This is a genomic window from Paracoccus sp. 228 (assembly GCF_000967825.1).
Classification (GTDB): Bacteria; Pseudomonadota; Alphaproteobacteria; order Rhodobacterales; family Rhodobacteraceae; genus Paracoccus; species Paracoccus marcusii.
On sequence record NZ_JYGY01000002.1, the window covers coordinates 796,795 to 823,589 of the forward strand.

The window sequence follows — 26,795 nt, forward strand, 5'->3', positions numbered from 1 at the left end:
GGTTGCCTTCGCGGGCGGGCCGACCATATCGTGCCCCGATACCCAGACCGCGACGAAGGAGCGACCCGATGGCCGACCCCGTGATCCGCCTGTCCGATGCGCATCTGACGTTGCAGGGCAATGCCGGGCCGGTCCCGATCCTGCGTGGCCTGTCGCTGCAGGTCGAACGCGGAGAGACGGTCGGGCTGGTGGGTCCTTCGGGATCGGGCAAGTCGTCGCTCCTCATGCTGATGGGCGGTCTGGAACGCGCCACGGGCGGCCTGGTCCAAGCGATGGGTCAGGACCTGACCGCGCTGGACGAGGATGCGCTGGCGCGCTTTCGTCTGTCCCATATGGGTGTGGTGTTCCAGTCCTTCCACCTGATCCCCACCATGACGGCGCTTGAAAATGTCGCAACGCCCCTGGAGCTGGCCGGGGCGCCCGACGCCTTCGACCGCGCGGCGGCGGAGCTGGACCGCGTGGGCCTTGGCGCGCGGCGCGACCATTACCCCGCGCAGCTGTCGGGCGGAGAGCAGCAGCGCGTGGCCCTGGCCCGCGCCGCCGCGCCGCGCCCGGCGATCCTGCTGGCGGACGAACCCACCGGCAATCTGGACGGGGCGACGGGGCAGGCGATCATGGACCTGCTGTTCGGGCTGCGCGCCGATCATGGCGCGACACTGGTCCTGGTCACGCATGACCCGGACTTGGCGCGGCGCTGCGACCGGGTGATCCGCCTGGCCGACGGCCGTCTGGCCGCCGAGGCCGCGGCATGAGCCTGTCGCTGGCGGCCCGGCTGGCGCGGCGCGACCTGCGCGGGGGCCTGCGCGGGTTCTGGGTGCTGCTGACCTGCCTGGCGCTCGGCGTGGCCGCCATCGCCGCCGTGGGGTCGGTGCGCGCGGCGATCCAGGCGGGGCTGACCTCGCAGGGCGCGATCCTGCTGGGCGGCGATGCCGAGGTGCAGCTGACCTATCGCTTTGCCACGCCCCAAGAGCGGGACTGGCTGGAGGATCGGGCCGTCACGGTATCCGAAATCGTCGATTTCCGGTCCATGGCGGTGGTCGGGCAGGGGGATGCCTCCGAACGCGCCCTGACTCAGGTCAAGGGCGTCGATGCGGCCTGGCCCCTTCTGGGTCAGGCGGTGCTGGACCCGCCCATGCCGCTGGCGCAGGCCTTGGGGGTGACCCCGCAGGGCTTGCCCGGGGGCGTGATGGCGCCGCTGCTGGCCGACAGGCTGGGGCTGTCGCCGGGCGACATGTTCCGCCTTGGCACGCAGGATTTAGTGCTGACCGCGCGGCTGGTCAGCGAACCCGATGCGGGCGCGGCCAGCTTCGGCTTTGGCCCCCGCACCCTGGTCCTGCGCGAGGCGTTGGCCGACAGCGATCTGCTGGGCGCGGGCACGCTCTACGACAGCAACTACCGACTGGCGCTGCCGCAGGGGACCGATCTGGACGCGCTGCGGGCCGACTGGCGCGCGGCCTTCCCCGACAGCGGCGCACGCTGGCGCGACAGCCGCCGCGGCGCGCCGGGCATCGACAGTTTCGTGGACCGCATCGGCGCGTTCCTGGTGCTGGTCGGGCTGACCGGGCTGGCCGTGGGCGGCGTCGGCGTGTCGGCGGCGGTGCGCGCGCATCTGGCCCGCAAGACCGAGACCATCGCCGTGCTCAAGACCTTCGGCGCGTCGGGGCGGACGATCTTTCAGGTCTACCTGCTGCAGATCGGGGCGGTGACCGCGATCGGCGTGGCGGCGGGGCTGATCCTGGGGGCGCTGGTGCCGCTGGCGCTGGCGCCGCTGCTGACGGCGCGCCTGCCGGTGCCGGCGGTCTTCGGCGTCTATCCGGGCCCCCTGACGCAGGCGGCGGTCTATGGCGTGCTGACCGCCTTCGTCTTTGCGCTGTGGCCCTTGGCGCGAACGCGGCGCATCCGCGCGGCGACCTTGTTCCGCGACGCGGACGCATCCGGGGGCGGCTGGCCCGAACGGCGTTATCTGGTAATGATCGTCGCGGCGCTGATCGCGCTGGTGGGGGCTGCCGCACTGTTTTCGGGGCTGTGGCGGCTGACGCTTGGCATGGCGGGGGGCGTCCTGGCGGCCTTTGTCGTGCTGGCCGGGGCGGCGGCGCTGGTCCGGCGCGCGGCGGGGGCGGGGGCGCGTCTGGCACGGCGCAGACCCGCGCTGCGGCTGGCGCTGGCGGCCATCGGCGGTCCGCGCAGCGAGGCGCTGTCGGTGATACTGTCCCTGGGCCTGGGACTGACGGTGCTGGCGGCGGTGGGGCAGGTGTCGTCGAACCTGCGCCAGGCCATCGCGACCGAACTGCCCGAACGTGCGCCCAGCTATTTCTTCCTGGACATCCAGCCCGATCAACTGGACCCGTTCCTGACCCGGTTGCGGGACGATCCGCTGGTCGGCGACGTGCAGACCGCGCCGATGCTGCGCGGCATCGTCACGCAGCTGAACGGCCGCCCCGCGCGCGAGGTCGCGGGCGATCACTGGGTGCTGCGCGGCGACCGGGGCATCACCTATGCCGCGACCCCGCCGCCGGGCACCCAGATCACCCGCGGCGACTGGTGGCGCCAGGATTACGCCGGCCCCCCGCTGGTCAGCCTGTCCGAGGAGATCGCGACCGAGATCGGCCTGGACCTGGGCGACACCGTCACCGTCAACATCCTGGGCCGCGACATCACCGCGACCATCGCCAACCTGCGGGTGGTGGATTTCAGCGATGCGGGCATCGGCTTTGTCATGGCGCTGAACCCCGGCGCGCTGGCGGGCGCGCCACACACCCACATCGCCACCGTCTATGCCGATCCGGCGGCCGAGGCGCAGATCCTGCGGGATCTGGGCAACCGCTTTCCCAACATCACCGCCGTTCCCGTGGCCGAGGCGATCGACCGTGCCTCGGACGCCCTGGCGGGGATCGCGGCGGCGGTGGCCTGGGCGGCGGGGGCCACGCTGGTCACCGGCTTCGTCGTGCTGATCGGGGCCGCGGCGGCGGGCGAACGCGCCCGCGTCTATGAGGCCGCGATCCTGAAGACGCTTGGCGCGTCGCGCGCGCTGATCCTGGGCAGCTTCGCGCTACGCCAGGCGCTGATGGGGGCGGCGGCGGGGCTGGTCGCGCTGTTGGGCGGGGGCCTTGCGGGATGGGCGGTCAGCCGCTTCGTGATGGACGTGCCCTATCGGTTCGACATGGGCTCGGCGCTGCCCATCGTGGCGGGCGGCATCGCCGCGACCGTCGTGGCGGGGCTGGCCTTTGCGTGGCGCCCGCTGGCCGCGCGGCCCGCACAGGTCCTGCGGGCGCAGGACTAGGGGTCGACGGGACTGGGCAGGGGGGCCGCGGGCTGGGACACGTCGCGCTGCCATTCCCGCCAGATCGACATCAGCAGCGCCATCAGCACCGGCCCCACGAACAGGCCCACCAGGCCCATTGTCTTGATCCCGCCGATCAGGCCGAAGAACGTGGCCAGGAACGGCAGCTTGACCGGGCCGCCGATCAGCACGGGGCGGATGGTCTTGTCCACGATGAACAGCTCGACCGTGCCCCACAGGAACAGCGCGGCGCCCGCGACCGGCGTTCCGCTGAACACCAGATAGGCCGAGATCAGCGTGAAGGACAGCGGCGCGCCGCCCGGGATCAGCGCCATGAACCCGGTCACGACCCCGAAGAACACCGGCGAGGGCACCCCCGCCAGCCAATAGGCCGTTCCCAGGATCACCCCCTCGCCGATGGCGATCAGGGTCATGCCGGTGACGGTCGCGCTGATCGTGGCGGGGACCACGCGCGACATGTGCGACCAGCGGCCGGGCAGGATGCGCGCGCCCACGCGGTCCAGCTGCGCCACGATGCGTTCGCCGTCCCGATAGAACACGAACAGCGCGATCAACGTGAACAGCAGGTTCAACATGAAGTGGAACGCGGTCGATCCCGCGGTCAGGATGCCGCGATAGACGGAATAGATGTTCGACCCGGTGACCGCCTGAACCAGCTGGCTGATCGCGCCGGGCTGACCGATATAGGTGCGCCATTGCTGGTCCAGCCACGGCCCTACGCGGGGGATGTCGGCGATCCAGGGGGGCGTGGCCTCGCCCATGGCGTTCACGTTGCCCGCCCACAGGATCCAGACGCGCAGTTCGGCCGCCGCATAGGTCAGCGCCATCAGCAGCGGCACCACCAGGATGCACAGGATCGCCAGCACCAGCAGCGTCGCGGCCAGCGTCGGCCCGCTGCGCTGCGCCAGGCGCTCGCGGATGCGCCAGCTGGCCACGCAGATGATCGTCGCGGCCAGGACCGGGATCAGGAAGCCGTGGAAGAAATAGATCGACGCCGCAAGGATCCCCAGCAGCAGCCAGCGCGCGGCCGACAGGTCGGTGACCAGCGGGCGCGGCGCCGGACGGGGAACGGCGTTGCGGTCGGCCCTTGGGGTCATTCGCGCGTCTCCGGGTGGTCGTCGCCAGGGGCGGGGGGCAGCGTGCCCTCGGCCCGGTCGCGGTGCAGGGCGGCGCGACCCAGCAGCATCAGCGTGACCGGAACCGTCGTCATGATGCCCAGGCCCACCATCAGCTCATGCAGGATCGGGCGCCCCTGCTGAAAGCTGGCCAGCAGCGCCGACCCCAGGATCACCCCGCCCGTCCCCCAGCTGGAGGCCAGCGTCGGCGCATGCAGCCGGTCATAGAAGCTGTTCATCCGCAAGAACCCCCAGGCCCCGATCAGCGTCAGCGTCGCACCCAGCATCACCAGCCCCGCCACCGGAATGGCCAGCCACAGGGGGATGTCGTCAAGCGGGCTCATTCGATCACCTCTCCGCGGAACAGGAACTTGGCCAGCGCGATGGAGGCCACGAACCCCATCACCGCGATGACCATCGCGGCCTCGAACAGGTACAGTGAGCCAAGGCGCATTCCGGTGACCAGGAACAGCAGCATCACCGCGATATACAGCGTGTCAAGGGCCAGCACCCGGTCCTGGGCGCGGGGACCGCGCAGGATGCGCAGGCCCGCCAGGCAGCCCGCCAGGGCCAGGACCACCTGGGCATAGCCGATGGCAAAGGTCAGGATCGTGCCGCTCATTCGAAGATCTCCTGCAGCATGGGTTCATACACGTCGCGGATGACATGCAGGTAATGGTCGGTCTCGGCCCCGTCGAAGACATGCAGGACAAGCGTCTGCCGGTCGTGGGAATATTCGATCCAGGCGGTGCCGGGCGTGGCGGTCAGGATGATCGACAGCACCGCCAGCCCGGTCGGGCTGCGCAGCTGCAGCGGCACCTCGAGGAAGGCCGAGCGGCGGCCCGACCGCCCCTCGGTCAGGATCAGCCGCGCCACGCGGATGTTCGACCGGACGATGTCGCCGAACAGCGTGGCGATCAGCCGCGGCACCACGCGCCAGTTGCGCGGCGTGGCCCGTTCGGGGTGCAGCGACGACATCGCCCAGCCCGCCAGCAGCGCCAGCGCCCCCCCCAGCAGCAGGTGACCAAGCGAGAACCGCGTCATCACCATCCACAGCAGCGTCAGCAGGCCCGACTGGACAGGATAGGGGACAAGCCGGGTCATCATGGAACGTCCTCTGGGGTGGGCGGCTGCGCGTCGTCGGCACGGGGCGCGGTCAGCACGCCCTGGGCATAGCGCGAGGTCTGGTGCAGCGCCTGCGCGGTGCGGTCGGTATAGCGCAGCACGGCCTCGGATTCGATGCTGATCACGGCCAGGACGGTGATCAGGGCCATGATCGGGGCGATCTCCATCGCCATGACGGGGGAATCGCGGTCGTCATTGGCCCAGAAGGTCTGGATGCCGATCCGCGCCAGCCCGATCAGCGTGGCAAAGCCCGACACCAGCAGCAGCGCGACGAAGGCCCAGCCCAGCCAGGGGCTGGTATCGGCCGTGTCGAAGACGCCCTGGATCATCGTCAGCTTGCCGATGAAGCCGGGCATCGGCGGCAACCCCGCCAGCGCCAGCAGGCACAGCGCAAAGCATGCCGCCAGCAGGGCGGGGCCCGCGGCGATGGCGGGGCCGTCCGGGCCGTCGTCGTCGGACGGCAGGTCGGCCTTGGCGCCATAGATCTCGGCCGTCAGGGCCAGCATGGCGGCAATGCCGCCGTCGTCGCGCGACATCGGCTCGACCATCAGGAACAGGGCGCCCGCGGCCAGGGTCGACGCGACCATGTAATGCAGGGCGCCCGCCAGCATCCATTCCCCGCCCCCCGCCAGCGCCAGCCCGGTCACGGCCAGCATGGTGCCCGACGACAGGATCACCGCATGCGCCGCGATCCGCCCCAGGCTTTGCGACGCCAGCACGCCCAGCATGCCGAAGACGACCGTGGCCATGCCCAGCCCGATCAGCAGCCCCGCGCCCAGCCCTGCAGACGGGCCCGATCCGGCCGCGAACAGCAGCATCGTCAGGCGCAAAATCGCATAGATGCCCACCTTGGTCATGATCGCGAACATCGCACCCACCGGCGCCGCGGCGGCCATGTAGGCGTTGGGCAGCCAGAAGGACAGCGGCCAGATGCCCGCCTTGACCAGGAAGGCCACCCCCATCAGCGCCAGGCCCATCTGCAGCAGGGGCCGGTTGGCGGCATCGATGTCGGGCATCATGCTGGCCAGATGCGCCATGTTCAGCGTGCCCGTCACGCCATAGATCAGGCTGATCCCCAGCAGCAGCAGCAGGGACGCCGCCAGGTTGATCGCGATGTAATGCAGGCCCGCGCGGACCCGCACCTGTCCCGACCCGTGCAGCAGCAGGCCGTAGGACGCGGCCAGCAGCACCTCGAAAAAGACGAACAGGTTGAACAGGTCGCCGGTCAGGAACGCGCCGTTCAGACCGACCAGCAGGAACTGGAACAGCGAAAAGTAATGCTGCCCCTGCCGATGCCAAGACGCCCGCGCATAGACCAGCGACGCCAGCGCCAGCACCGATGTCAGCAGCAGCATCATCGCCGCCAGGTGATCCAGCACCAGGACGATTGCCATCGGCGCGGCCCAGTCCCCCAGCAGATAGAAGCCGATGTTCTCGGCCCCTTCGGACGCGCCCAGCTTGGCGCGCATCAGCAGCGCCACCGCCACCGCGAGGGTCAGCCCGGTCGCGATCAGGCTGAGCCAGAATTTCGCCGCGCGCTGGCGGTCGTCATAAAGCAGCATCAGCGCGCCGGCGACGAAGGGGATCAGGATCGGGGCGATGATCAGGTGCTGGCTCATGGCTGCTCTCTCTCGCGGCCGTCGACATGGTCGGTGCCGGTGAACCCGCGCGAGGCGATCAGCACGACCAGGAACAGCGCCGTGGTGGCAAAGCTGATAACGATGGCGGTCAGGACCAGCGCCTGGGGCAGCGGGTCGGCATAGCGGGTCGGATCGACGAAGCCGCCCTTGGGCATGATCGCGGGCGCCGACAGCGTCAGGCGCCCCATGGAAAAGATGAACAGGTTCACCGCATAGGACAGCAGGCACAGCCCGACGATGACCTGGAAGCTGCGCGGGCGCAGGATCAGCCAGATGCCCGACGCCGACAGAACGCCGATGGCCAGGGACAGCACGATCTCCATCAGCGGATCTCCTTTGTGGCGGGGGTGGCATCGTCCTGTTCGCGCAGGCGCGCGGCGCGCAGGGACTGGTGGGCGATGGCGATCAGCATCAGCACCGTCGCGCCCACGACCAGGGCAAAGACCCCCAGGTCGAACAGCAGCGCGGTCGCGGCGGGCACGTTCCCGATCAGCGGGATCGAGACATAGCGGGCATGGGCCGACAGGAACGGATAGCCGAAGATCCACGACCCCATCCCCGTGCCCACCGCGATCAGCAGGCCGATGCCCATCCAGCGGATCGGCAGGATGGTCAGCCGCGCCTCGACCCAACGCACATTGGTGGCCAGGTATTGCAGCAGGAAGGCGATGGCCATGGTCACGCCCGCGGCGAAGCCGCCGCCCGGCAGGTCATGGCCGCGGAAGAAGAAATAGGCCGCGACCATGATCAGCACCGGGAACATCCACAGCATGATGACCGACGGTACCATCAGGTAGTCGTCCAGCGCCTGCTGGCTGGTGGCCTGCTGCTGGTTGGGCTGGTCCACGCTTTCGGGGGCGGGGCGGAACCGGCGCAGCAGCGAATAGACGGTCAGGCCGACGATCGCCAGCACGGCGATCTCTCCGAACGTGTCGAAGGCGCGGAAATCGACCAGGATGACGTTCACCACATTGGTGCCGCCGCCTTCGTAATAGGCGTTGGCCAGGAACCAGTCGCCCACGTTCGGGACCAGCGGCCGTGTCATCACCGAATGCGCCACCAGGGCGATGCCCGACCCGCCCGCGACGGCCATCACCAGGTCGCGCATCCGCCGCCTGCGCGCGGATGCCAGGTTGTCCTCGGGCAGGCCCGCCCGGCGTTGGGGCAGCCAGCGCAGGCCCAGCAGCAGCAGGACCGTGGTCACCACCTCGACCAGCAGCTGGGTCACGGCAAGGTCTGGGGCCGACAGCCAGGCGAAGGTCAGGCAGGTGACCAGACCCGCGCCGCCCAGCATCGCCAGCGCGGCAAAGCGGTGGTACTTGGCCTGCCACGCCGCACCCACAGCGCAGGCCCCGCCGATCAGCCACATCAGCGCGAATGCCGGGCTGAAATCGGTCACCCGCGCCGGGGGTGCCCAGGGGAACCGCGCGCCGATGGCCGCGACGGCCAGAAACAGCGCGACCGCCACCAGCAGGCGCAGCTGCGGCTGCAGCCGTTCGGTCGCAAGCCGGCCCAGCACGCGGCGGGGCAGGACCCACGCCCCCTTCAGCATCAGCCGGTCGAAGACGCGCTGCCCGCGCAGGCGGTGCAGCAGGGGCGGGCCTTCGGGGCCCAGGGGGATGCGGGTCCGGGTCATCGCATAGATCAGCGTGCCCACGCCCAGGGACACCAGGCTGAGCATCAGCGCCGCATTGACCCCGTGCCAGATCGCGATGTCGTAATAGGGCAGGTCGGGCCCAAGCACGGCGCGCGCGGCGCGGTTGATGACCGGGCCAATCACCGGCGCGGGCAGGATGCCCACCGCCAGGCAGGCCGCGGCCAGCAGGCTGACGGGCAGGCGCAGCAGAACCGGCGCCTCGGACACGCGGCCGCGCAGGGCGTCGGGCAGCGGACCGAAGAACACCGACGCGATGAACCGGATCGCATAGGCGGCGGAAAACGCGCTGGCCACGACCGCCAGATAGGGCAGGCTGTCGTCCAGCCAGCTGCCGTTGTGCCAGGCGACGGCCTCGGCCAGGAACATCTCCTTGGACAGAAAGCCGTTCAGCAGCGGCACGCCCGCCATCGCGGCGGATGCGATGATCGCCAGCGTCGCGGTGAAGGGCATCACGCGCGCGAGTCCGCCCAGCTTGCGCAGGTCGCGCGTGCCGGTCTGGTGGTCGATGATGCCCGCGGTCATGAACAGCGACGCCTTGAAGACCGCGTGATTGCAGATGTGAAAGATCGCGGCCAGGATCGCGCCCTGGCTGCCGATGCCGGCCAGCGCGGTGATCAGGCCCAGATGGCTGATCGTCGAATAGGCCAGCAACCCCTTGAGGTCGTGGCGGAACAGCGCGATCACTCCGCCGGTCAGGAAGGTCGCCATGCCGATGCCGGTCACGGCCAGGAACCACGCCTCGGTCCCGCCCAGGACGGGAGAGAAGTGGATCAGCAGGAACACCCCGGCCTTGACCATCGTGGCGCTGTGCAGGAAGGCCGAGACCGGGGTCGGCGCCGACATCGCGCCGGGCAGCCAGAAGTGGAACGGCACCTGCGCCGACTTGGTGAACGCGCCCAGCAGGAACAGCGCCAGGATCGCGCCGTACATCGGGTGTTCGCGCACCTGCGGTCCTGCGGCCAGCACCACGTCCAGATCGTGGCTGCCCACGACATGGCCCAGCATCAGCATCGCCAGCAGCAGGCAAAGCCCGCCCATCGCGGTGATCAGCAGCGCGGTGCGCGCGCCGTCGCGTGCCGACTGGCCCTGGTGCCAGAACCCGATCAGCAGGAACGACACGACCGATGTCAGCTCCCAGAACACCACCAGCATCAGCAGGTTGCCCGACAGAAGGATGCCCTGCATCGCGCCGGTGAACGCCATCAGAAGAGCGAAGAAGCGTGGCGGGCGTTCCTTGCCCGCCATGTAGACCTGGGCATAGACGACGACCAGCAGGCCGATCGTGCTGACCAGCGTCGCGAACATCCAGGCGAACCCGTCCATCCGCAGCGACAGCGACAGCCCCGCCGACGGCACCCAGTCCAGCGATGCGCGCAGCACCTCGCCCGACATCACGGGTCCCCCCAGCCCCGCCGACAGCGCGATTCCGGCCAGCATAGTGATGCCCGCCAGAATCCCCGCCGCGCGCCCCGAGACGCTGATCAGCAGAAGCGCGGACAGGAAGGGCAGGACCGCCAGCAGCACCAGAAGGTTCTGCTGCGCAAGGGCGGTGGGGGTGATCATCAAGGGCGGTCCTTCGCTGGGGCGGCATGCAGGGCGGGGCAGGATCCCAGGCGGGATCATGCGGGCGTCGGGGGAATGCGGCAAGATGCGGGTGATGACGGGACGGCGCATGCGATGCGGCCGTGCCGCGGCACGATCCGTCCGGGATCACCTCTGTGGGGGCGGCCGCGGAGCCACCGGCCGCGGGTCAGGACAGCAGGCGTCCGCGGGCGCGTGTCAGGCCAGCGGAGGGCCGCGGGCGCGGGCAGGGCGGGCGACGCCCTGCGGCCGGGGAACGTCCGCGTCGGACGCGGCGATGACCGACATGGCCTGCGGCGGGACGGGCCCCGCGGGCGCGCGGTACCAGGGATCGGCGTCCGGCAGAGGTGATGTCGCCTGCGGTCCGGCCGGAGCCTTGGAGGTCAGGACTGCGACCTGCGCTGGACTGTCGGAATACAGCCGCTGCTCCTCGGTCAGGCGCAGGAACTGCGGCCCCAGTTCGACCGAGGCAGGCGCCGTCGCCCCGTACAGCGCAAGCTGCACGATGCTGGCCACCAGGACCAGAACGCGCATGATGCACGCCAAGGGTGTCCGTTGTCCGTCCATGGCGCGGATATTGCAGACGCCGCCGGGGCGATGCAAGGGCGGGTGGGGGGCGCAGACGCGTTTGTCACCCCACCGGCAGGTGCAGTTCGGCCCGCAGGCCGCGCCCCTGCGCCCCCGCGCGCAGCCGCAAGGTCCCGCCGAACAGCTGCGCGATCTCGGTCACGATGGACAGGCCCAGACCGCTGCCGCCGGGCCGCGCCTCGGCCGACGCTCCGCGGGTAAAGCGCGAGGTCAGCTGGTCCATCGCCGGGGCGGCGATGCCGGGGCCGTCATCCTCGACCGAGATCACCGCCGTACCGCCCTGCCGCGCGACGCGGACGGTGACCTCTGCCCCGCGGCCGGCATAGGCCAGCGCGTTGTCGACAAGGTTCTTCAGCGCCTCGGCCAGCAGGACGGGTTCGGCGCGCACGACGACGGGCTGGCCGTCATATCCCAGGTCGATCCCCGCACCGGCGGCGCGCGGGATCATCTCTCCGGTCAGATCGCGCGCCAGGGCGTGGGCATCCAGCGGCGCGACCATCGGATGGCCCGCGGCCGCATCGACCCGCGCCAGCAGCAGCAGCTGTGCCAGGATCCGTTCGGCATCGGCCAGTGCCGCGTCGCCCTTGGCCACCGCCGATCGCGCGGCCTGCGCGTCGCCCGCCCGCTGCGCCAGTGTCAGCTGGGTGCGGATCACCGCCAGCGGCGTGCGCAGCTGATGGCTGGCATTGCCGGTGAAGTTGCGCAGCGCCGACAGTGCCGTGTCCAACCGCACCATGAACGAGTTCATCGCCGCGACCAGGTCCTGGACTTCCTGCGGGACGTCGGTGGGCAGGGGGGACAGGTCGTCCGCGCGCCGCGCGCTGATCGCGTCGCCCAGCCTGTTCAGCGGACGCAGCGCCAGCGGCACCGCGATCCAGATGATCGCCGCCGCCCCGCAGATCATCAGCGCCAACCTGGCCGCCGAGCGCAGCAGGATCGCCTGCGACAGCTGGTTCCGCGCCAGCTTGGATTCCGCGACCGTCACGCGGAACGGGATGGATTCGATGCCCGTCGACACGGTCCGCGCCAGCGTGATGACCCGGATCGGCGCACCCGCGAACACCGCATCCGTATAGCCCGCCCCATCCACGCCCGGTTCGGCCAGCGGCAGGTCGGCATAGCCGGTCATGAACCCGCCCGGCCCGTCCACGCGATAGAACACGCTGTCCTGCGCGGTCGAGGTCAGCATCTCCAGCGCGGAATAGGGGATGTCGGCCTGCAGGGCGGCATCGTCGCCCACCGTCACCCGTTCCGCGATGGCCAGCGCCGATCCGGTCAGCACCCGGTCGGACACGGCGCGCGCGGTGGACACGGCCTCGGACCAGGTGTCGGCCATCGCCAGCGTGCCCAGGGCGGCCGTGGCCGCCAGCAGCCAGGCCAGCAGTCGGCGGCGCAGCGATCCCATCGGCGCTCAAACGCCCTTGTCGATGTAATAGCCGATGCCCCGCGCGGTGCGCAGCTGCACCCCGTGGGGCGCCAGCCTGCGGCGCAGGCGGCTGGCATATTGCTCGATCGCGTTGTCCGACAGGGTATCCTCCAGCGAGGTCATGGATTGCATGATCGTCTCCTTGGGGACGACCTTGCCGGCGCGCATGAACAGCAGTTCCAGCAGCGCATGTTCACGGGCGGGCAGGTCCATCGGCTGCCCCTCGGCCAGGAAACGGCGCGCGGTCAGGTCCAGCATGACGCCGCCGATCGTGACCTCGGCCGCGCGCAGGCCCGCCTGGCGGCGCAGCAGCGACCGGACGCGGGCCTCGAACTCGGTGATCTCAAAGGGTTTGACCATGTAGTCGTCGGCGCCCAGGTCCAGGCCGCGGACGCGTTCCTCGGGCGTGCCGCGGGCTGTCAGGATCATCACCGCGGCCGGGTCGCGGCGGGTGCGCATGCGGCGCAGGACCTCCAGCCCGTCCATCTGCGGCAGGTTCAGGTCCAGGATCACCAGGTCGAACCGTTCCGCCGCGATCAGCGCCTCGGCCGAGGCGCCGTCATCGACGTGATCGACGGCATGCCCCGCACCGGCCAGAAGCTGCACCAGCCCGTCGGCCAGCGCCGCGTTGTCCTCGACCAGCAGAATGCGCATCGACCGTCCCCCCGGCGGCGATCTTAGGGCCGCGCGGGCCGGGCAGGCAAGGGCGCGCGGCCCGCTTGTCCGGCGGGGCGGCGGGTGCCACGATGCGCCATGCTGATGCGCATGATTCCCCGCCTGTCCTGCGTTGCGCTGATCCTGTCCGTCGTCGCCGGGGCGGCGGCGGCCGACACGCTGCGGTTTCCCGCGCCCTCGGGCGCGCAGGACCGGCCGCTGCGCCTTTACATGTCGCTGGACGAGGATCTGGCCCGCCCGCTGATCCAAGGGTTCCAGGCGCTGAACCCCGACATCGCCGTCGAATACCAGGACCTGCTGACCGGCCAGATCTTTGCGCGCATCACCGAAGAGACGGATGCCGGCGGCACCACCGCGGATCTGGCGTTCTCCTCGGCCATGGACCTGCAGATCAAGCTGGCCAATGACGGCTATGCCCAGGCGGTGGCCACGCCGTCCTCGGCCGACTGGCCGCGCTGGGCGAACTGGCGCGACACGGCCTATGCGATCACGTTCGAACCCGCCGTCCTGGTCTATCACAAGCCCAGCTTCCGCGACCGCCGGCCCCCCGCGACCCGGTTTGAGCTGCTGGACTGGCTGGATCATGGCGGGGCGGCGGTGCAGGGGCGCATCGGCACCTATGACATCGCGCTGTCGGGGGTGGGATACCTGTTCCTGGCCCGCGACCAGGAGCATTTCTTCGACATCTGGAACCTGGGCCAGGCGATGGGTCGCGCGGGCGTCCAGCAGTTCGCGACCTCGCGCGAGATCCTGGAACGCGTGGCCGACGGGCGGCTGGCGGTCGGATACAACATCCTGGGGTCCTATGCCGCGGACTGGGCGCGGCAGGAGCCGGATGTGGGCCTGCTGTTGCCGCGCGACTTCACCGTGGTCGTGTCGCGGGTGGCGCTGGTGCCGCGGGCGGCGGCGCGGCCCGACCTGGGCGCGGCCTTTCTGGCCTTCCTGATGTCGCGCGAGGGCCAGACCATCCTGGCCGAGGAGCTGCGCCTGCCCGCCGTCAGCCTGGAGGTGTCGTCGGGCGCGGACGGCATGCCCCCGGCGCTGGGCGCGCAGCTGCGCCCCGTGGCGATCAGCCCCGGCCTGCTGGCCTATCTGGACCAGTCGCGCCGTGCCCGGCTGATCGCGCGATGGCAGCAGGCATTGTCCCCGCCGGAGCCGGAGCCGGGCCTGGAATAATCGCGCCGATGTCAGCTTTGCGTCAGGTTGGCGTGTCAGGATGCCCGTTGCCGGGTGGAGGCCCGGCCAATGGGGAGGACTATCTTGAAACACGCGATTCTTGCGGGCCTGTTCACCGCGGCCCTGGCCGTTCCGGCGCTGGCCACCGACTATACCATCCTGGCGCCTGCCGCACCGGGCGGCGGCTGGGACCAGACCGCCCGCACCATGCAGGAGGTCCTGCAGGCCGAGGGCATCTCTGATTCCGTGCAGGTCCAGAACGTTCCGGGTGCCGGCGGCACCGTGGGTCTGGCGCAGTTCGCGTCCTCGGCCACCGGAAAGGCCGACCAGCTGATCGTGGGCGGCTATGTGATGGTCGGGGCGATCCTGACCAACGCCTCGCCCGTGTCGCTGGCCGACGTGACGCCCATCGCCCGCCTGACCGGCGAGTACGAGGCGATCGTGGTGCCCACCGCATCCGAGATCCAGGACATCAACCAGCTGGTCGAGATGCTGAAGGCCGATCCCGGCTCCGTCAGCTGGGCCGGCGGTTCGGCGGGCGGCGCCGACCACATCGCGGTGGGCCTTCTGGCCAATGCCGCCGATGTCGACCCGACCGCGATTAACTACATCGCCTATTCCGGTGGCGGCGAGGCACTGGCCGCGATCCTGGGCAACCAGGTGACGGCGGGCATCTCCAGCCTTGGCGAGTTCAAGCCGCAGGCCGATGCCGGGACGCTGCGCATCCTGGCCGTCACCTCCGAGGAGCGGATCGAGGGCGTCGACGCCCCCACCCTGACCGAGGTCGGCCTGGACGTCGTGCTGCAGAACTGGCGCATGGTCGCCGCCCCCGCAGGACTGTCCCCCGAGGACGAGGCCGCCATCGCCGCCGACATCGAGACGATGGCCAAATCGACCGCATGGCAGGAGGCGCTGGTGACCAAGGGCTGGGCCGACACCTATCTGGCGGGCGACGCGTTCCGCGCCCAGCTGGAGGAGGAGACCGCCACGACGGCCGCGGTCCTCAAGGACATCGGGCTGGTCGAATGACGACTGCCCCGGACACGAGACGCCGCCCCGACGGGGCGGCGCTGACCGTGGCGGCCGTGCTGGCGCTGATCGCGGTCATCATTTTCCGCGACGTGGCCACGCTGCCGCAGAACCGGGGCTATTCCGGCGTCGGCCCGGCCGACGTCCCGCGCTGGATCGCCTGGGCGCTGCTGGCGCTGTCGGCCTGGACCGTCGTCGCGGCATTCCGCGACGCGCCGGCCGAACGCCCGGCCCAGGATCCCGCGCCCATCGCCTGGATCATCGGCGGCCTGGCCGCGCAGCTGGCGCTGCTGAACACGGCGGGCTTCGTCATTGCGACCGCGCTGCTGTTCGCGGCCACCGCCCGGGCCTTCGGCAAGCGCAACCTGGCACTGACCCTGCCCATCGGGCTGATCTTCACCGGGACGATCTATCTGGTCTTCTCCCAGCTTCTGAACCTCAGCCTTCCGGCGGGTCCGCTGGAACGCCTGATCACGGGGGGCTAGGGGCATGGACACGTTCGGATACCTGTTCCAGGGCCTGATGGTCGCGACCGACCCGATGATCCTGCTCTACGCGCTGATCGGCGTGACCGTGGGCACCGCCGTGGGCGTGCTGCCCGGCATCGGGCCTGCGCTGACCGTGGCGCTGCTTCTGCCGGTGACCTACGGGCTGGACCCGGCCGGGTCGCTGGTCATGTTCGCGGGCATCTATTACGGCGGCATGTATGGCGGATCGACCACGTCGATCCTGCTGAACACGCCGGGCGAAAGCGCATCCATCGTGACCGCGCTGGAGGGCAACAAGATGGCCCGCGCCGGACGGGGCGGACCGGCGCTGGCCACCGCCGCCATCGGGTCCTTCGTCGCGGGGCTGGTCGCGACGCTGCTTCTGGCCTTCGTCGCGCCGACGGTGGTCAAGCTGGCCCTGACCTTCGGCCCGCGCGAGTATTTCGCGCTGATGGTGCTGGCCTTCGTCACCGTGTCGTCTGCCTTTGGCGACAGTGCGCGCAAGGGGCTGATATCGCTGTTCATCGGCCTGGCGCTGGCCCTGGTCGGCATCGACCAGCTGACCGGTCAGGCGCGGCTGGACTTCGGCGTCCCGCAGCTGCTGGACGGGATCGAGGTCACGACCCTGGCCGTGGCGCTGTTCGCCGTGGGCGAGGCGATGATCGTCGCCGCCAACCGTCATGGCGTCGAGGACAAGGTGACGGCGGTCAAGGGATCGGTCTGGATGACGCGCGAGGACTGGAAGCGGTCCTGGAAGCCCTGGCTGCGCGGCACCTTCATCGGTTTTCCCATCGGCGCCATGCCCGCGGGCGGTGCCGACATCGCCACCTTCCTGTCCTATGCCGCCGAGAAACGCGCCGCCAAGCGCCCCGAGGAGTTCGGCCACGGCGCCATCGAGGGCATCGCCGGGCCCGAGGCCGCGAACAATGCCAGCGCCGCGGGCACGCTGGTCCCGCTGCTGACGTTGGGCCTGCCGACCACCGCCACCGCGGCGATCATGCTGGCCGGGTTCCAGCAGTTCGGCCTGCAGCCCGGACCGCTGCTGTTCGCGACCAACCCGGATCTGGTCTGGGGGCTGATCGCGTCGCTGCTGATCGCCAACGTGATGCTGGTGATCCTGAACCTGCCGCTGATCGGGCTGTGGGTGCGCCTGCTGACCATCCCGCGGCCGTGGCTTTACGCGGGCATCCTGTGCTTTGCCACGTTGGGCACGATCGGCGCCAACCCGTCCCCGATCGAGCTGTCGATGCTGCTGATCTTCGGCGTCATGGGGTACCTGATGCGCCTTTACGGCTATCCCATCGCGCCGGTGGTCGTGGGGCTGATCCTGGGACCGATGGCCGAACAGCAGCTGCGCCGCGCGCTGTCGATCAGCCAGGGCGACGTGATGACGCTGGTCTCGACCCCGGTATCCGCGGGGCTGATCGCGGTCGCGGCCTTTGCGCTGATCGTGCCGATGATCATGCGGGCCCGCGGCAAGGGTCAGGTCCTCAGCCAGATGGCATCGGACGAGGATTGACGCGAAACCCCGGCCCGGTGACGGGCCGGGGGTCATGCACCCGACGCAAGGCTGGGTTGACCGGATGCTGCATTGCAGAAACGGGGGTCGGACCCGATATCTCTACTGTCACCTGATGACGGAAAGAGAGACCGAAATGACCACCCTGCGCAATGCCTGGAACCGCCTTCTGTCCGCGATGGACACTCTGGGTGCCAGCCTCGAGGCGGCCCGCGCCGTCCGCGCCCATCGCCGTCCCGCCGATGCCAGCCTGAAGCAGCTGGGCATCCGCCGCGACAGCTTTCCGACCCATATCTGATCGCGGCCCCGGCCCGATCCGCCACCCGGCGCGCCGCCCCCCGCGGCGCGTCTTCGTGTTTCCGGGCAATGGCGGCGGAAAACCGACGATTGCGTGAACGGACGCGGAAAGGTGCTGGTCCGATGGGGGGCCGTCGCCTATCGTGGCGGTCCAGGACGGCCGTGACGCCGCCTTTCATCACCTGACGAAAGTCCCATGCTCCTCGAAATCGCCATTGTCCTGCTGTTGACCCTGTTCAACGGCGTACTTGCCATGTCCGAACTTGCCATCGTGTCTGCCCGGCCCGCCCGGCTCAAGACCATGGCCCAGCAGGGCAGCCGGGGGGCCGCGACCGCGCTGGACCTGGCTGCCGATCCGGGCCGGTTCCTGTCCAGCGTCCAGATCGGCATCACGCTGGTGGGCGTGCTGTCGGGCGCCTTCTCGGGCGCGACACTGGGCACGCGCCTGGCCACCGCCCTGGTCGCGGGGGGCATGCAGCCCGCATTGGCCCATACGCTGGCCGTGGGCGGCGTGGTCGTCGCCATCACCTATCTGTCGCTGATCGTCGGGGAACTGGTCCCCAAGCAGATCGCCCTGCGTGCCCCCGAGGCCGTGGCCGCGCGCATCGCGCCGCTGATCCGGATGATCTCGCGCATCGCGGCGCCGGTGGTCTGGGTGCTGGACCGGTCGGGGCGGGTGCTGCTGGCCCTGCTGGGCCAATCGGGCAAGGCCGAGAGCAGCATGTCCGACGAGGAGATCAAGGTCATGCTGGCCGAGGCGCACAACGCCGGCGTCATCGCCCCTGCCGAGAACGAGATGATCGCCGGCGTCATGCGCATCGCCGACCGCACCGCGCGCGGCCTGATGACCCCACGCCACGAGGTGCTGATCGCCGACGCGAACGCCACCCCCGACGATCTGGCGCAGGTCTTCCGCACCGGCCACCGCTCTCGCATCCTGCTGCGGGACGGGGCCGATGATGACATCGTCGGCGTCATCCATGCCCGCGACCTGATCCGACTGCAGGCCGATCCCGCCGCCGACCCGCGCGCGCTGATCCAGGCGGTGCCCGTCGTGCGCGACGGTCTGCCGGCGCTGAACGTGATCGAGCAGCTGAAATCCTCGCCCGCGCACATGCTGCTGGTCTTTGACGAATACGGGCATTTCGAGGGTGTGATCACCGCGATGGACGTGCTGGAAGCCATCGCCGGCGATTTCCCCGACCCCGGAGAGGACGAGCCCAAGGCCGTCCGGCGCGATGATGGCAGCTGGCTGATCGCGGGCTGGATGCCGGTGGACGAGTTCTCCGACCTGCTGGGCGTCCCGTTGCCCGAGGATCGCGATTACGAATCCGTGGCCGGCCTGGTTCTTGACCTTGCGGGCGTCCTGCCCGAGGTGGGCGCCCACGTGACCCTGTCGCCCTGGCGGATCGAGGTGGTGGACCTGGACGGCCGCCGCATCGACAAGCTGCTGGTCGCCCGCATCGACTGAGGAACGCCAGAACCGATGTCCGCCCCGCCGAACGCCGCATCCCATAACAGCCTCAGGACCGTTGTCCTGAGGCTGTGGGCCGTCTGCGCGGTCCTGCTGCTGGTCGCGGCGGTTGCGGTTTCCCATCCGGCCTGGCAACGGCAGGTGCCGCATCTGTCTGGCGACCGCCTGTCACAGCTCGGCTTGCCCGCGACCGTCGCGCTGGTCGACCGCCAGGGCGTGCCGGTGGTGCCGTCACCCGCCGCGGGGGCCGATCCGGAACCGTTTTCGCCGCCGCCCCCGCGCGCGCCCGTCAGGCTGGTCCTGCCGCAGGCACGCCGCGCCGCACCCTCGCGGCCTGTCAGGCGGACGCGCAGGCCCCGCGCGCCGCCACGCCCCTGAAACAATGACGATCTGAACGGACACCGCCCGGGCGGGCGGTTCGTCGCGACCTCATTCTTTCAGGACATCCAGATGACAGAGATGAACCAAGACCGGGCGGCCACGCCCCCGGCACCGACCGACATGGACGCGCAACCCGGCCCGGTCGAGGACTGGCGCCTGGTGCAACCCCCGACCACGCCGCACAGCGTCCTGCTGCACTGGGCGATCTTCGCGCTGGTGTTCGGCGGGGTGATCGGTGCCCTCGTGCTGATCTATTGACCGGCGCGGCATGGTGCGGCGGGGCCGTGCCATGCCCGTGGCCTGTAGAAAAGGACAACTCTCAATTGGGCAGCGTTTTGGACTAAACCGACATAAGTCAGCGGGTGCGAATCGCCGGGCAGAAGCCCTCAGCGACCCGGGGCATGTGATGTAACCAGCGACATTGTGAGGACTATCCATGGCCGCAGATCTTCCCGGAACCACGGGTGACGACACGATCGTGGGCACCGCCGAGGGCGACACGATCAACGGCGGCCCGGGCAATGACACCATCGACGGCGGTCCCGGAAATGACACCGTCAACGGTGGCGAGGGCGCCGACCATCTGACCTGGAACGGGTCGGCCGAGGGTGGTGAGCACGACACGTATATCGGTGGCGACGGGCATGTGCCGGTCTTCGACGGTTCCTATGTCATCGGCATGATGGGGTCCGAGAATTACACCTTCGATCCCTACAACCACAACGGCGGCGACACGCTGAGCCTGAACCCGGACAGCGACGCCGACATGACGGTCACCTATTCCTCGACCGAGGCGGGGACCGCGACCGATTCCAACGGCAACACCATCGAATTCCAGGGAATCGAGCGGGTGTACCTGGGCGACGGCAACCACAATGTCGACGCCTCGAATGCCGACATCCTGTATGTCGACGGCCCGACGCACACGGTCGGCATGCGCCTTTATTCCGGCGACGGCAATGACACGATCCTCGGCAGCTCGGGCACCGACTACATCCAGAGCGGCGGCGGCAACGACATCGTCCATGGCGGCGACGGCAACGACGTGATCGAGACCGGCGGCGGCGACGACGTCGCCTATGGCGGGGACGGTGACGACGGCTATCGTTGGGGCAACGGCGGCAGCGACGCGCCGATCGGGAACGACCTTTACGACGGCGAAGGGGGGTACAACACCCTGAACGCCTGGCAGTCCGCCCCGTCGGAGCCCACCGAATCCGCGCCTGGCGTGCATGTCGTGCTGGACAGCTCCAGCTCGGGCGACATCGACGCCCTGGGCGGCGTGGACGGGCATCTGCGGTTCCTGAACATGCAGAACCTGCGGACCGGCGGCGGTCATGACGTGATCGACGGATCGGCGGCAGGCGTCGACGGATACCGGGTCTTTGCCGACGCGGGCGACGACATGATCATCGGCAGCGACGGCAACGACGTCCTGGAAGGCGGGTGGGGCGCCGATACCATCATCGGCGGCCTTGGCAACGACGAGATCTCGATGAACGGCGATTTGTTCGCCGCCGTCAGCCGTCCTGATGCCGAGGTCGACACGCTGGTCCTGACCGACGGCTTTGGCCATGACACGATCCGCGGGTTCGGGTTCGGGGACGAGCTGGACAGCGAGGGCAACCCCGCCGCCGCGGACGTGCTGGACCTCAGCGGCCTGCATGATGCCGACGGCAACCCGATCGACCTGTCAGACGTCAAGATCCGCGCCGATGTGGACGAGTGGGACAACAAGTACGCCGTCATCTCCTTCCCGAACGGGGAAGAGCTGTGGATGCGCGACGTCGATCCCGACAGCCTGACGCCGTCGCGCCTGAACGGGATGGGCATTCCCTGCTTCTGCGCGGGCACGATGATCCGCACCCCCGATGGCGACGTCGCGGTTGAGGACCTGCGCGTGGGCGACCTGGTCGAGACCCGCGACAACGGCGCCCGTCCGATCCGCTGGATCGGGGGGCGCGCGCTGGACCGCGTCGATCTGACCATGGTTCCCAAGCTGCGTCCGATCCGCATCCGCGCGGGCGCCCTGGGGCAGGATCTGCCAAGCCGCGACCTGATGGTGTCGCCGCAGCATCGCGTGCTGGTCCGGTCGGCCATCGCGCAGCGCATGTTCGGCACGACCGAGGTTCTGGTCGCCGCACGTCAGCTGACCGCGCTGGATGGCGTCGATGAGGTCGCGGTGGACTCGGTCCAGTACTATCACATCCTGTTCGCCCGCCACGAGATCGTCTTCTCGAACGACGCGCAGACCGAGTCGCTGTATACCGGGCCGCAGGCGATGAAGTCCCTGGGCCAAGCCGCGCAGGACGAGATCTTCACGCTGTTCCCCGAACTGCGTGCCGGCCCGTCGGAACCCGCACGGCCCTTCGTGCCCGGCGGCAAGGCCCAGAAGATGGTTCAGCGCCACCGCCGCAACGGCAAGACGTTGGTCTGCTGATCGGAACCAAGCGTTCACGCCTCTGCATCCGAAGGCATGCCGCTTTCGGTTGCGGTGGCCGTTCCTTTAGGCGTCGGCCATCACATTTCAGCATCCGAAGATGTGGTCACGTCGTGGGCGGGACAGTGTGCAATGCGCCGATGTCGCCGGCCGCCACCGCCACGGTCTTCAGGATCGCGTGGCAGGGTTGCCCCGGCGCAAGACCCATCGCGGCGACGGAGCGGCGCGTCAGGCGGGCCGTCAGCGTGTCGGGCCCGACGGTCAGGACGACCTGCGCGTTCGGTCCCTCCTCGGCCGTGATCGCGGCGATGCGGCCCGCCAGAATGTTCAGCGCCGACAGGCCCTGCGGCTGATCCCGTGACAGGATGACGTCGCGCGCCCCCACGCGCAGGCGCACATGCGTGCCGGGCGGGGCATCCAGGCGGGCGACGAAGACCGGACCCGCCCCCGTCTGCAGACGTGTCAGCCCGTCCGCATCATGGCCGGCGACCTGCGCGGTCAGGACCGATGCCGTGTCCGCACCGACCGCGCCCGCATCGCCCAAGACCTGCGCCGGCGGCCCGATGGCCGCGACCCGCCCGGCCCGCAGCGCCACGACGGTGGTGGCCAGCCGCGCGACCTCGGCGCTGGAATGGCTGACATAGAGGATCGGCACGCTGGCCTCGTCGCGCAGGCGTTCGAAATAGGGCAGGATCTCGGCCTTGCGGGCCTCGTCCAGGGCGGCCAGCGGCTCGTCCGCCAGGATCAGGCGCGGGGCGGCCAGCAGGGCGCGCCCGATGGCCACGCGGCTGCGCTCTCCGCCGGACAGGGTTCCGGGGCGGCGGGCCAACAAAGGGCCGATGCCCAGCATCTGCACCACGCGATCCAGATCGGGCGCGGTGGCGTCGCGCGGCGCGAACCACCGGCCATAGAGCAGGTTCTGGCGGACCGACAGATGCGGGAACAACCGCCCCTCCTGGAAGACATAGCCAAGGCGGCGGCGGTGGGGGGGCAGGTGGCGCCGCAGGGCGCTGTCGGTCAGGACCCAGTCATCGACCGCGATCCGCCCCGCATCCGGTCGCAGCAGGCCCGCGACCGCGTTCACGACCGTGGTCTTGCCCGAACCGGATGGCCCGAACAGCACCGTCAGCCCCGGGGGGGCGTCGAACGCCACGTCCAGGTCGAACCCGGCAAACCGGTGGGTCAGGCGGACCTGCAGCGTCATGCGCCCGCCACCCGCCGCGCGACGCGGCGCGCCAGAACCTCTGACAGCAGCAGCGCGGTCATGGCGATGGTGATCGACAACAAAACCAAGCGCCCCGCTGCCGCCTCTCCACCCGGCGCCTGCAGCAGGGCATAGATCGCCGAGGGGACGGTCTGGGTCTGGCCGGGGATGTTCGACACGAAGGTGATGGTCGCCCCGAATTCACCGATCGCCTTGGCAAAGGCCAGGATCGATCCGGCCAGCACGCCGGGCAGGATCAGGGGCAGGGTCACCGTGGCGAACACCCAGGAAGGGCTGGCGCCAAGCGTGCCCGCCGCCGCCTCCAGCCGGGGATCGACGGCCTCGATCGCCAGGCGGATGGCACGCACCATCAGCGGAAAGGCCATGATCGCGGCCGCCAGCGCCGCCCCGGTCCAGCGGAACGAGAAGATGATGGCCACCGTCTCCAGCCACTGCCCGACGCTGCCCCGCCGCCCGAAGGTGACCAGCAGCAGATAGCCCGTGACCACCGGCGGCAGGATCAGCGGCAGGTGGACGATGCCGTTCAGGATCTGCTTGCCGGGAAAGGACCAGCGCGCCAGCGCATAGGCGGTCAGGATGCCCAATGGCAGGCTGACCAGCGTGGCGACCAGCCCGACCCACAGCGACAGGCGCACCGCCTGCCATTCGGTCGGCCCCAGCCAGGATGTGACGGCGTCGATCATTGTACGGTCGTGAAGCCGAACTCTGCCCAGACCGCCCGTGCCGCGTCCGACGACAGATAGTCCAGAAAGGCCTGCGCCTGATCATTGTCCGACTGCGCGGTGACGGCGGCGGGATAGACGATAGGGTCGTGGCTGTCGGCAGGGAAGGTGCCCAGGATGGTCACGTCGTCCTGCGCGGCGGCGTCGGTGGCATAGGTGATGCCCAGGGGCGCCTCTCCGCGCGCGACGAAGGTCAGGGCGCTGCGCACGTTGTCCGATTGCGCGACCATGGGCGCCACCGCGTCCCACAACCCCAGATGGGTCAGCGCGGCCTTGCCATAGATGCCCGCCGGGACGCTGTCGACCATCGCCATGGACAGCCGCCCCCCGTCCAGCATCGCCGTCAGGTCCAGGGTCTTGTCGATGGTCACCGGGGCCGCGTCGCCATGCGCGATCAGCACCAGGCTGTTGCCCAGCAGGTCGCGGCGCGTATCGGGACGGATGTCCCCCGAGGCCTGCACCGCGTTCATCCACTCCTCGCTGGCCGAGATGAAGATATCCGCGGGCGCGCCCTGCTGGATCTGGCGGGCCAGGGCGGACGAGCCAGCGTAGGACATCACGGCCATCTGACCGGTCTCTTCGCTCCACTGGGCAGCAATGCGGTCCAGCGCGTCGGTCAGGCTGGCGGCGGCAAAGACGGTCACATCATCGGCCAGCGCGGGAGACGCGATCAGCGCCACGCAGGCGGCAAGGGCAAGGCAATCCGGGCCGGGCATGGTGATCTCCGTCGGTGATATGGCCGGGTGGATATAACGCAACGAAGGGCCGACTTGGCAAGCGCTATTTTCCGGCGGACATATCGACGCACAGGGCGGGTCAGGGTGCGGACGAAAAGATCAGATGAGTTGGGGATGGCGGAGGCGGTGTCCGCAGAGGACACTTCCCAGCCGGTCTCGGACCTTCCTAAATATCCAGCAATCACAGAACGATGCGCAGTCTTACGTTCTTGCGCGTTCTCAATTCGTCCCGTACCATCGCGAATGTCCTGGGGGGACGTTTGGGGGGTCGATTGCAGGAAACCACAACCCGGAAATCTGTGAAGCTGACTGCTGTGCTGATCCGTGCGCCACTGGCGCCGGGCAAGTACCACGACGGCGGGGGCTTGGGGCTGTACCTGCTGGTGAAGCCCAGCGGCGCGCGATCGTGGATGCAGCGTATCATCGTGCAGGGGCGCAGGCGAGAGCTTGGCCTTGGAAGCCCGCCAGTGGTGACGCTGGCGCGTGCCCGCGAGGTGGCGCTGGAGAACAAGCGACTAGTACGGGATGGCGTGGATCCATTACAGGCCCGCAAGGAGGCCGAGGCTGTCCCGACATTCGAGGAGGCAGCCCGTACAGTGCACAAGCTGCACAAGCCGACGTGGCGCAACGAAAAGCACGCAGCCCAGTTCATCAGCACCTTGGAGAGCTACGCCTTCCCGCGGATCGGCAAGACGAGGGTCGGGGATGTTTCGACCAGCGATGTGCTGGCCGTACTGGCCCCGATCTGGAACGAGAAGCGCGAGACAGCACGGCGGGTCAAGCAGCGCATCGGCATGGTCATGAAGTGGGCTGTGGCGAAGGGCTGGCGGCAAGACGACCCCTCAGTGGCCATCGCCCAGGCGCTACCAAAGGACAAGCAGGCGAAGGCCCATCGGAAGGCCTTGGCCTATTCCGACGTGGCCGACTGTATGGCGGCTGTCGAGCAGAGCGGGGCAGGGGTGTCGACCAAGCTGGCCTTCCGGCTGCTTGTGTTGACCGCCAGCAGGTCTGGAGAGGTCAGGCTGGCCCGATGGTGCCAGATCGACTGGAAGGCGGAGGGCGGGCCTGTCTGGACGCGGCCGGCATCAATTATGAAGGCGAAGAAGGCTCACAGCGTGCCCCTGTCTCAGGCGGCCGTCGCGATCCTTCTGGAGGCGCAGGAGGTATCCGACTTCTCAGACGGAGAGGCGCTAATCTTTCCAGGTACGGTGCAGGGCAAGCCACTGTCGGACGCGACGCTACTCAAGCTGGTGCGCGAGAACGGCTACGACATCGACATCCACGGCTTCCGCACATCCTTCCGCACCTGGACGCAGGAAAAGACCAACTTCCCGCGCGAGGTTGCCGAGGCCGCACTGGCTCATACGATAAAGGATCAAGCCGAGGCTGCGTATGCGCGATCCGAGCTGATGGAGAAGCGGCGCGAAGTAGGCGAGGCTTGGGCGGCGTATCTGGCGCAATAACGCCATGTGGCCGTCGCGCGCGGTATCAACGCGCCGAACTGGTTGTACATGATCCGCACCAAGATGTCGGGCGCAGGATCAAGTTCCACGTCAAGCAGGGGCTCTGCACCAACCGCAATTCCTACTGGACGTGCTTATGCTGACAGCCGTGCCTTGGCACTATGCGACTTCCTGCTTGGCTTCTGGGTGTCAGTTGATCTAGTTCCAAGTAACATTCACCACGTTCCAAGGAGTCCGCATATGGCAGGCAGCATGAACAAAGTCATTCTGATCGCCGTGCCAACTGCCAAAACGCAATCCAAAAAGTTCGCGGTTATCCCCACAATTCACTCGGGCAACCAAACGCGAACCATGTCAACCGGTTGCCGCAGGACTTGGAAGTGAACTAGAATCTACTGGAAGGCACAGCATGCTGTGACGCCCGCAACACCATTCTACCACAAACGGTGCTGCGGGCTTGGTTGGAAGACTTACTGAGCCAATCCGACCCCTTCCTACACGCTCCGCGGACATGTTGTCCACGGTCATATAGGCGCCGCTTTTGCGGCACGATGGCGCTTGCGCCGGGAAAGGGAATACCATGGCTGCCAAACTGATCCGCCTGCCTGCTGTCAAAGAAATGACTGGCATGGCGACCTCCATGTCAACGGCGGCGTAAAAACCGGCCACGCGGCGGCGCAAAACCAGGCCAGTGGCGGGGCGCCAAGCGCCATGGCGCGCGCGCTCCCCAAATAGC

Annotated in this window: 25 protein-coding genes; 12 read left to right on the forward strand and 13 right to left on the reverse strand. The window is 69.3% G+C overall.

Annotation, left to right across the window (positions count from 1 at the left end):
• Positions 1 to 68: 68 nt before the first annotated feature.
• Both SY26_RS09270 and SY26_RS09275 read left to right on the forward strand, forming a co-directional pair.
• Positions 69 to 752 carry an ABC transporter ATP-binding protein gene (locus tag SY26_RS09270; protein ID WP_046000197.1) on the forward strand — a complete coding sequence of 228 codons (684 nt, stop codon included), beginning with the start codon at positions 69 to 71 and terminating at the stop codon, positions 750 to 752.
• Positions 749 to 3,280 carry an ABC transporter permease gene (locus SY26_RS09275; RefSeq protein WP_046000198.1) on the forward strand — a complete coding sequence of 844 codons (2,532 nt, stop codon included), beginning with the start codon at positions 749 to 751 and terminating at the stop codon, positions 3,278 to 3,280. Before SY26_RS09270 ends, SY26_RS09275 begins: the two co-directional genes overlap by 4 nt.
• On the opposite strand, the gene SY26_RS09280 is transcribed toward SY26_RS09275, so the two are convergent.
• The 10 genes from SY26_RS09280 to SY26_RS09325 form a co-directional block, all read right to left on the reverse strand.
• Entirely contained in the window at positions 3,277 to 4,398 is a 1,122-nt protein-coding gene (locus tag SY26_RS09280; RefSeq protein WP_046000199.1) for an AI-2E family transporter, read from the reverse strand. The genes SY26_RS09275 and SY26_RS09280 overlap by 4 nt on opposite strands.
• Positions 4,395 to 4,760 (reverse strand): monovalent cation/H(+) antiporter subunit G, encoded by a 366-nt coding sequence (mnhG, locus tag SY26_RS09285; protein WP_045983162.1) that lies wholly within the window; start codon positions 4,758 to 4,760, stop codon positions 4,395 to 4,397. Before mnhG ends, SY26_RS09280 begins: the two co-directional genes overlap by 4 nt.
• Positions 4,757 to 5,038: a K+/H+ antiporter subunit F gene (locus tag SY26_RS09290; RefSeq protein ID WP_045983163.1), complete on the reverse strand. Its 282-nt coding sequence runs from the start codon at positions 5,036 to 5,038 to the stop codon at positions 4,757 to 4,759. The genes mnhG and SY26_RS09290 overlap by 4 nt, the downstream gene beginning before the upstream one ends.
• Positions 5,035 to 5,523 carry a Na+/H+ antiporter subunit E gene (locus SY26_RS09295; protein WP_232303301.1) on the reverse strand — a complete coding sequence of 163 codons (489 nt, stop codon included), beginning with the start codon at positions 5,521 to 5,523 and terminating at the stop codon, positions 5,035 to 5,037. Before SY26_RS09295 ends, SY26_RS09290 begins: the two co-directional genes overlap by 4 nt.
• On the reverse strand, positions 5,520 to 7,160 hold the full coding sequence (locus tag SY26_RS09300) for a monovalent cation/H+ antiporter subunit D (protein ID WP_046000200.1): 1,641 nt from the start codon (positions 7,158 to 7,160) through the stop codon (positions 5,520 to 5,522). The genes SY26_RS09295 and SY26_RS09300 overlap by 4 nt, the downstream gene beginning before the upstream one ends.
• Positions 7,157 to 7,504, reverse strand: a complete 348-nt coding sequence (locus tag SY26_RS09305; protein ID WP_045983165.1) for a Na+/H+ antiporter subunit C — start codon at positions 7,502 to 7,504, stop codon at positions 7,157 to 7,159. Before SY26_RS09305 ends, SY26_RS09300 begins: the two co-directional genes overlap by 4 nt.
• The gene (locus SY26_RS09310; protein WP_046000367.1) at positions 7,504 to 10,401 is read right to left on the reverse strand and encodes a monovalent cation/H+ antiporter subunit A; all 2,898 of its coding nucleotides are present in this window, start codon (positions 10,399 to 10,401) and stop codon (positions 7,504 to 7,506) included. The genes SY26_RS09305 and SY26_RS09310 overlap by 1 nt, the downstream gene beginning before the upstream one ends.
• 216 nt (positions 10,402 to 10,617) lie before the next feature.
• Complete coding sequence (locus tag SY26_RS09315) at positions 10,618 to 10,953, reverse strand: hypothetical protein (protein WP_046000201.1); 336 nt, start codon at positions 10,951 to 10,953, stop codon at positions 10,618 to 10,620.
• Positions 10,954 to 11,050: 97 nt separating this feature from the next.
• Positions 11,051 to 12,412, reverse strand: a complete 1,362-nt coding sequence (locus SY26_RS09320; protein ID WP_046000202.1) for a sensor histidine kinase — start codon at positions 12,410 to 12,412, stop codon at positions 11,051 to 11,053.
• A gap of 6 nt (positions 12,413 to 12,418) precedes the next feature.
• Complete coding sequence (locus SY26_RS09325; protein WP_046000203.1) at positions 12,419 to 13,087, reverse strand: response regulator transcription factor; 669 nt, start codon at positions 13,085 to 13,087, stop codon at positions 12,419 to 12,421.
• Positions 13,088 to 13,186: 99 nt separating this feature from the next.
• Here SY26_RS09325 and SY26_RS09330 point away from each other — a divergent pair, with 99 nt between their 5' ends.
• The 9 genes from SY26_RS09330 to SY26_RS09365 all read left to right on the forward strand — a co-directional run bounded on the left by SY26_RS09330 (position 13,187) and on the right by SY26_RS09365 (position 21,912).
• On the forward strand, positions 13,187 to 14,284 hold the full coding sequence (locus SY26_RS09330) for an ABC transporter substrate-binding protein (RefSeq protein ID WP_157020455.1): 1,098 nt from the start codon (positions 13,187 to 13,189) through the stop codon (positions 14,282 to 14,284).
• An 84-nt stretch (positions 14,285 to 14,368) separates the two neighbouring features.
• Complete coding sequence (locus SY26_RS09335; protein ID WP_046000204.1) at positions 14,369 to 15,313, forward strand: tripartite tricarboxylate transporter substrate binding protein; 945 nt, start codon at positions 14,369 to 14,371, stop codon at positions 15,311 to 15,313.
• Entirely contained in the window at positions 15,310 to 15,798 is a 489-nt protein-coding gene (locus tag SY26_RS09340; protein WP_045982028.1) for a tripartite tricarboxylate transporter TctB family protein, read from the forward strand. Before SY26_RS09335 ends, SY26_RS09340 begins: the two co-directional genes overlap by 4 nt.
• Before the next feature lie 4 nt (positions 15,799 to 15,802).
• Complete coding sequence (locus SY26_RS09345) at positions 15,803 to 17,320, forward strand: tripartite tricarboxylate transporter permease (protein ID WP_046000205.1); 1,518 nt, start codon at positions 15,803 to 15,805, stop codon at positions 17,318 to 17,320.
• Between the two features lie 136 nt (positions 17,321 to 17,456).
• A complete protein-coding gene (locus SY26_RS21085) occupies positions 17,457 to 17,618 on the forward strand; it encodes a hypothetical protein (protein ID WP_157020456.1) in 162 nt (53 codons plus the stop codon).
• 195 nt (positions 17,619 to 17,813) lie between these two features.
• Positions 17,814 to 19,088, forward strand: a complete 1,275-nt coding sequence (locus tag SY26_RS09350; protein ID WP_046000206.1) for a hemolysin family protein — start codon at positions 17,814 to 17,816, stop codon at positions 19,086 to 19,088.
• Positions 19,089 to 19,103: 15 nt separating this feature from the next.
• Positions 19,104 to 19,469, forward strand: a complete 366-nt coding sequence (locus tag SY26_RS09355; protein WP_046000207.1) for a hypothetical protein — start codon at positions 19,104 to 19,106, stop codon at positions 19,467 to 19,469.
• A gap of 72 nt (positions 19,470 to 19,541) precedes the next feature.
• On the forward strand, positions 19,542 to 19,730 hold the full coding sequence (locus tag SY26_RS09360; protein WP_046000208.1) for a hypothetical protein: 189 nt from the start codon (positions 19,542 to 19,544) through the stop codon (positions 19,728 to 19,730).
• Between the two features lie 178 nt (positions 19,731 to 19,908).
• Positions 19,909 to 21,912, forward strand: a complete 2,004-nt coding sequence (locus tag SY26_RS09365; protein ID WP_046000209.1) for a Hint domain-containing protein — start codon at positions 19,909 to 19,911, stop codon at positions 21,910 to 21,912.
• Between the two features lie 106 nt (positions 21,913 to 22,018).
• Here the strand turns inward: SY26_RS09365 and modC are convergent, their stop codons facing one another.
• From modC to modA, 3 genes are read right to left on the reverse strand one after another with little or no spacing between them, the layout of a single operon-like run.
• The gene (gene modC / locus SY26_RS09370) at positions 22,019 to 23,116 is read right to left on the reverse strand and encodes a molybdenum ABC transporter ATP-binding protein (protein ID WP_046000210.1); all 1,098 of its coding nucleotides are present in this window, start codon (positions 23,114 to 23,116) and stop codon (positions 22,019 to 22,021) included.
• Positions 23,113 to 23,820 carry a molybdate ABC transporter permease subunit gene (modB, locus tag SY26_RS09375; RefSeq protein ID WP_046000211.1) on the reverse strand — a complete coding sequence of 236 codons (708 nt, stop codon included), beginning with the start codon at positions 23,818 to 23,820 and terminating at the stop codon, positions 23,113 to 23,115. The genes modC and modB overlap by 4 nt, the downstream gene beginning before the upstream one ends.
• A complete protein-coding gene (gene modA, locus SY26_RS09380) occupies positions 23,817 to 24,575 on the reverse strand; it encodes a molybdate ABC transporter substrate-binding protein (RefSeq protein ID WP_046000212.1) in 759 nt (252 codons plus the stop codon). The genes modB and modA overlap by 4 nt, the downstream gene beginning before the upstream one ends.
• 320 nt (positions 24,576 to 24,895) lie before the next feature.
• Here modA and SY26_RS09385 point away from each other — a divergent pair, with 320 nt between their 5' ends.
• The gene (locus SY26_RS09385; protein ID WP_046000213.1) at positions 24,896 to 26,059 is read left to right on the forward strand and encodes a site-specific integrase; all 1,164 of its coding nucleotides are present in this window, start codon (positions 24,896 to 24,898) and stop codon (positions 26,057 to 26,059) included.
• Positions 26,060 to 26,795 lie beyond the last annotated feature (736 nt).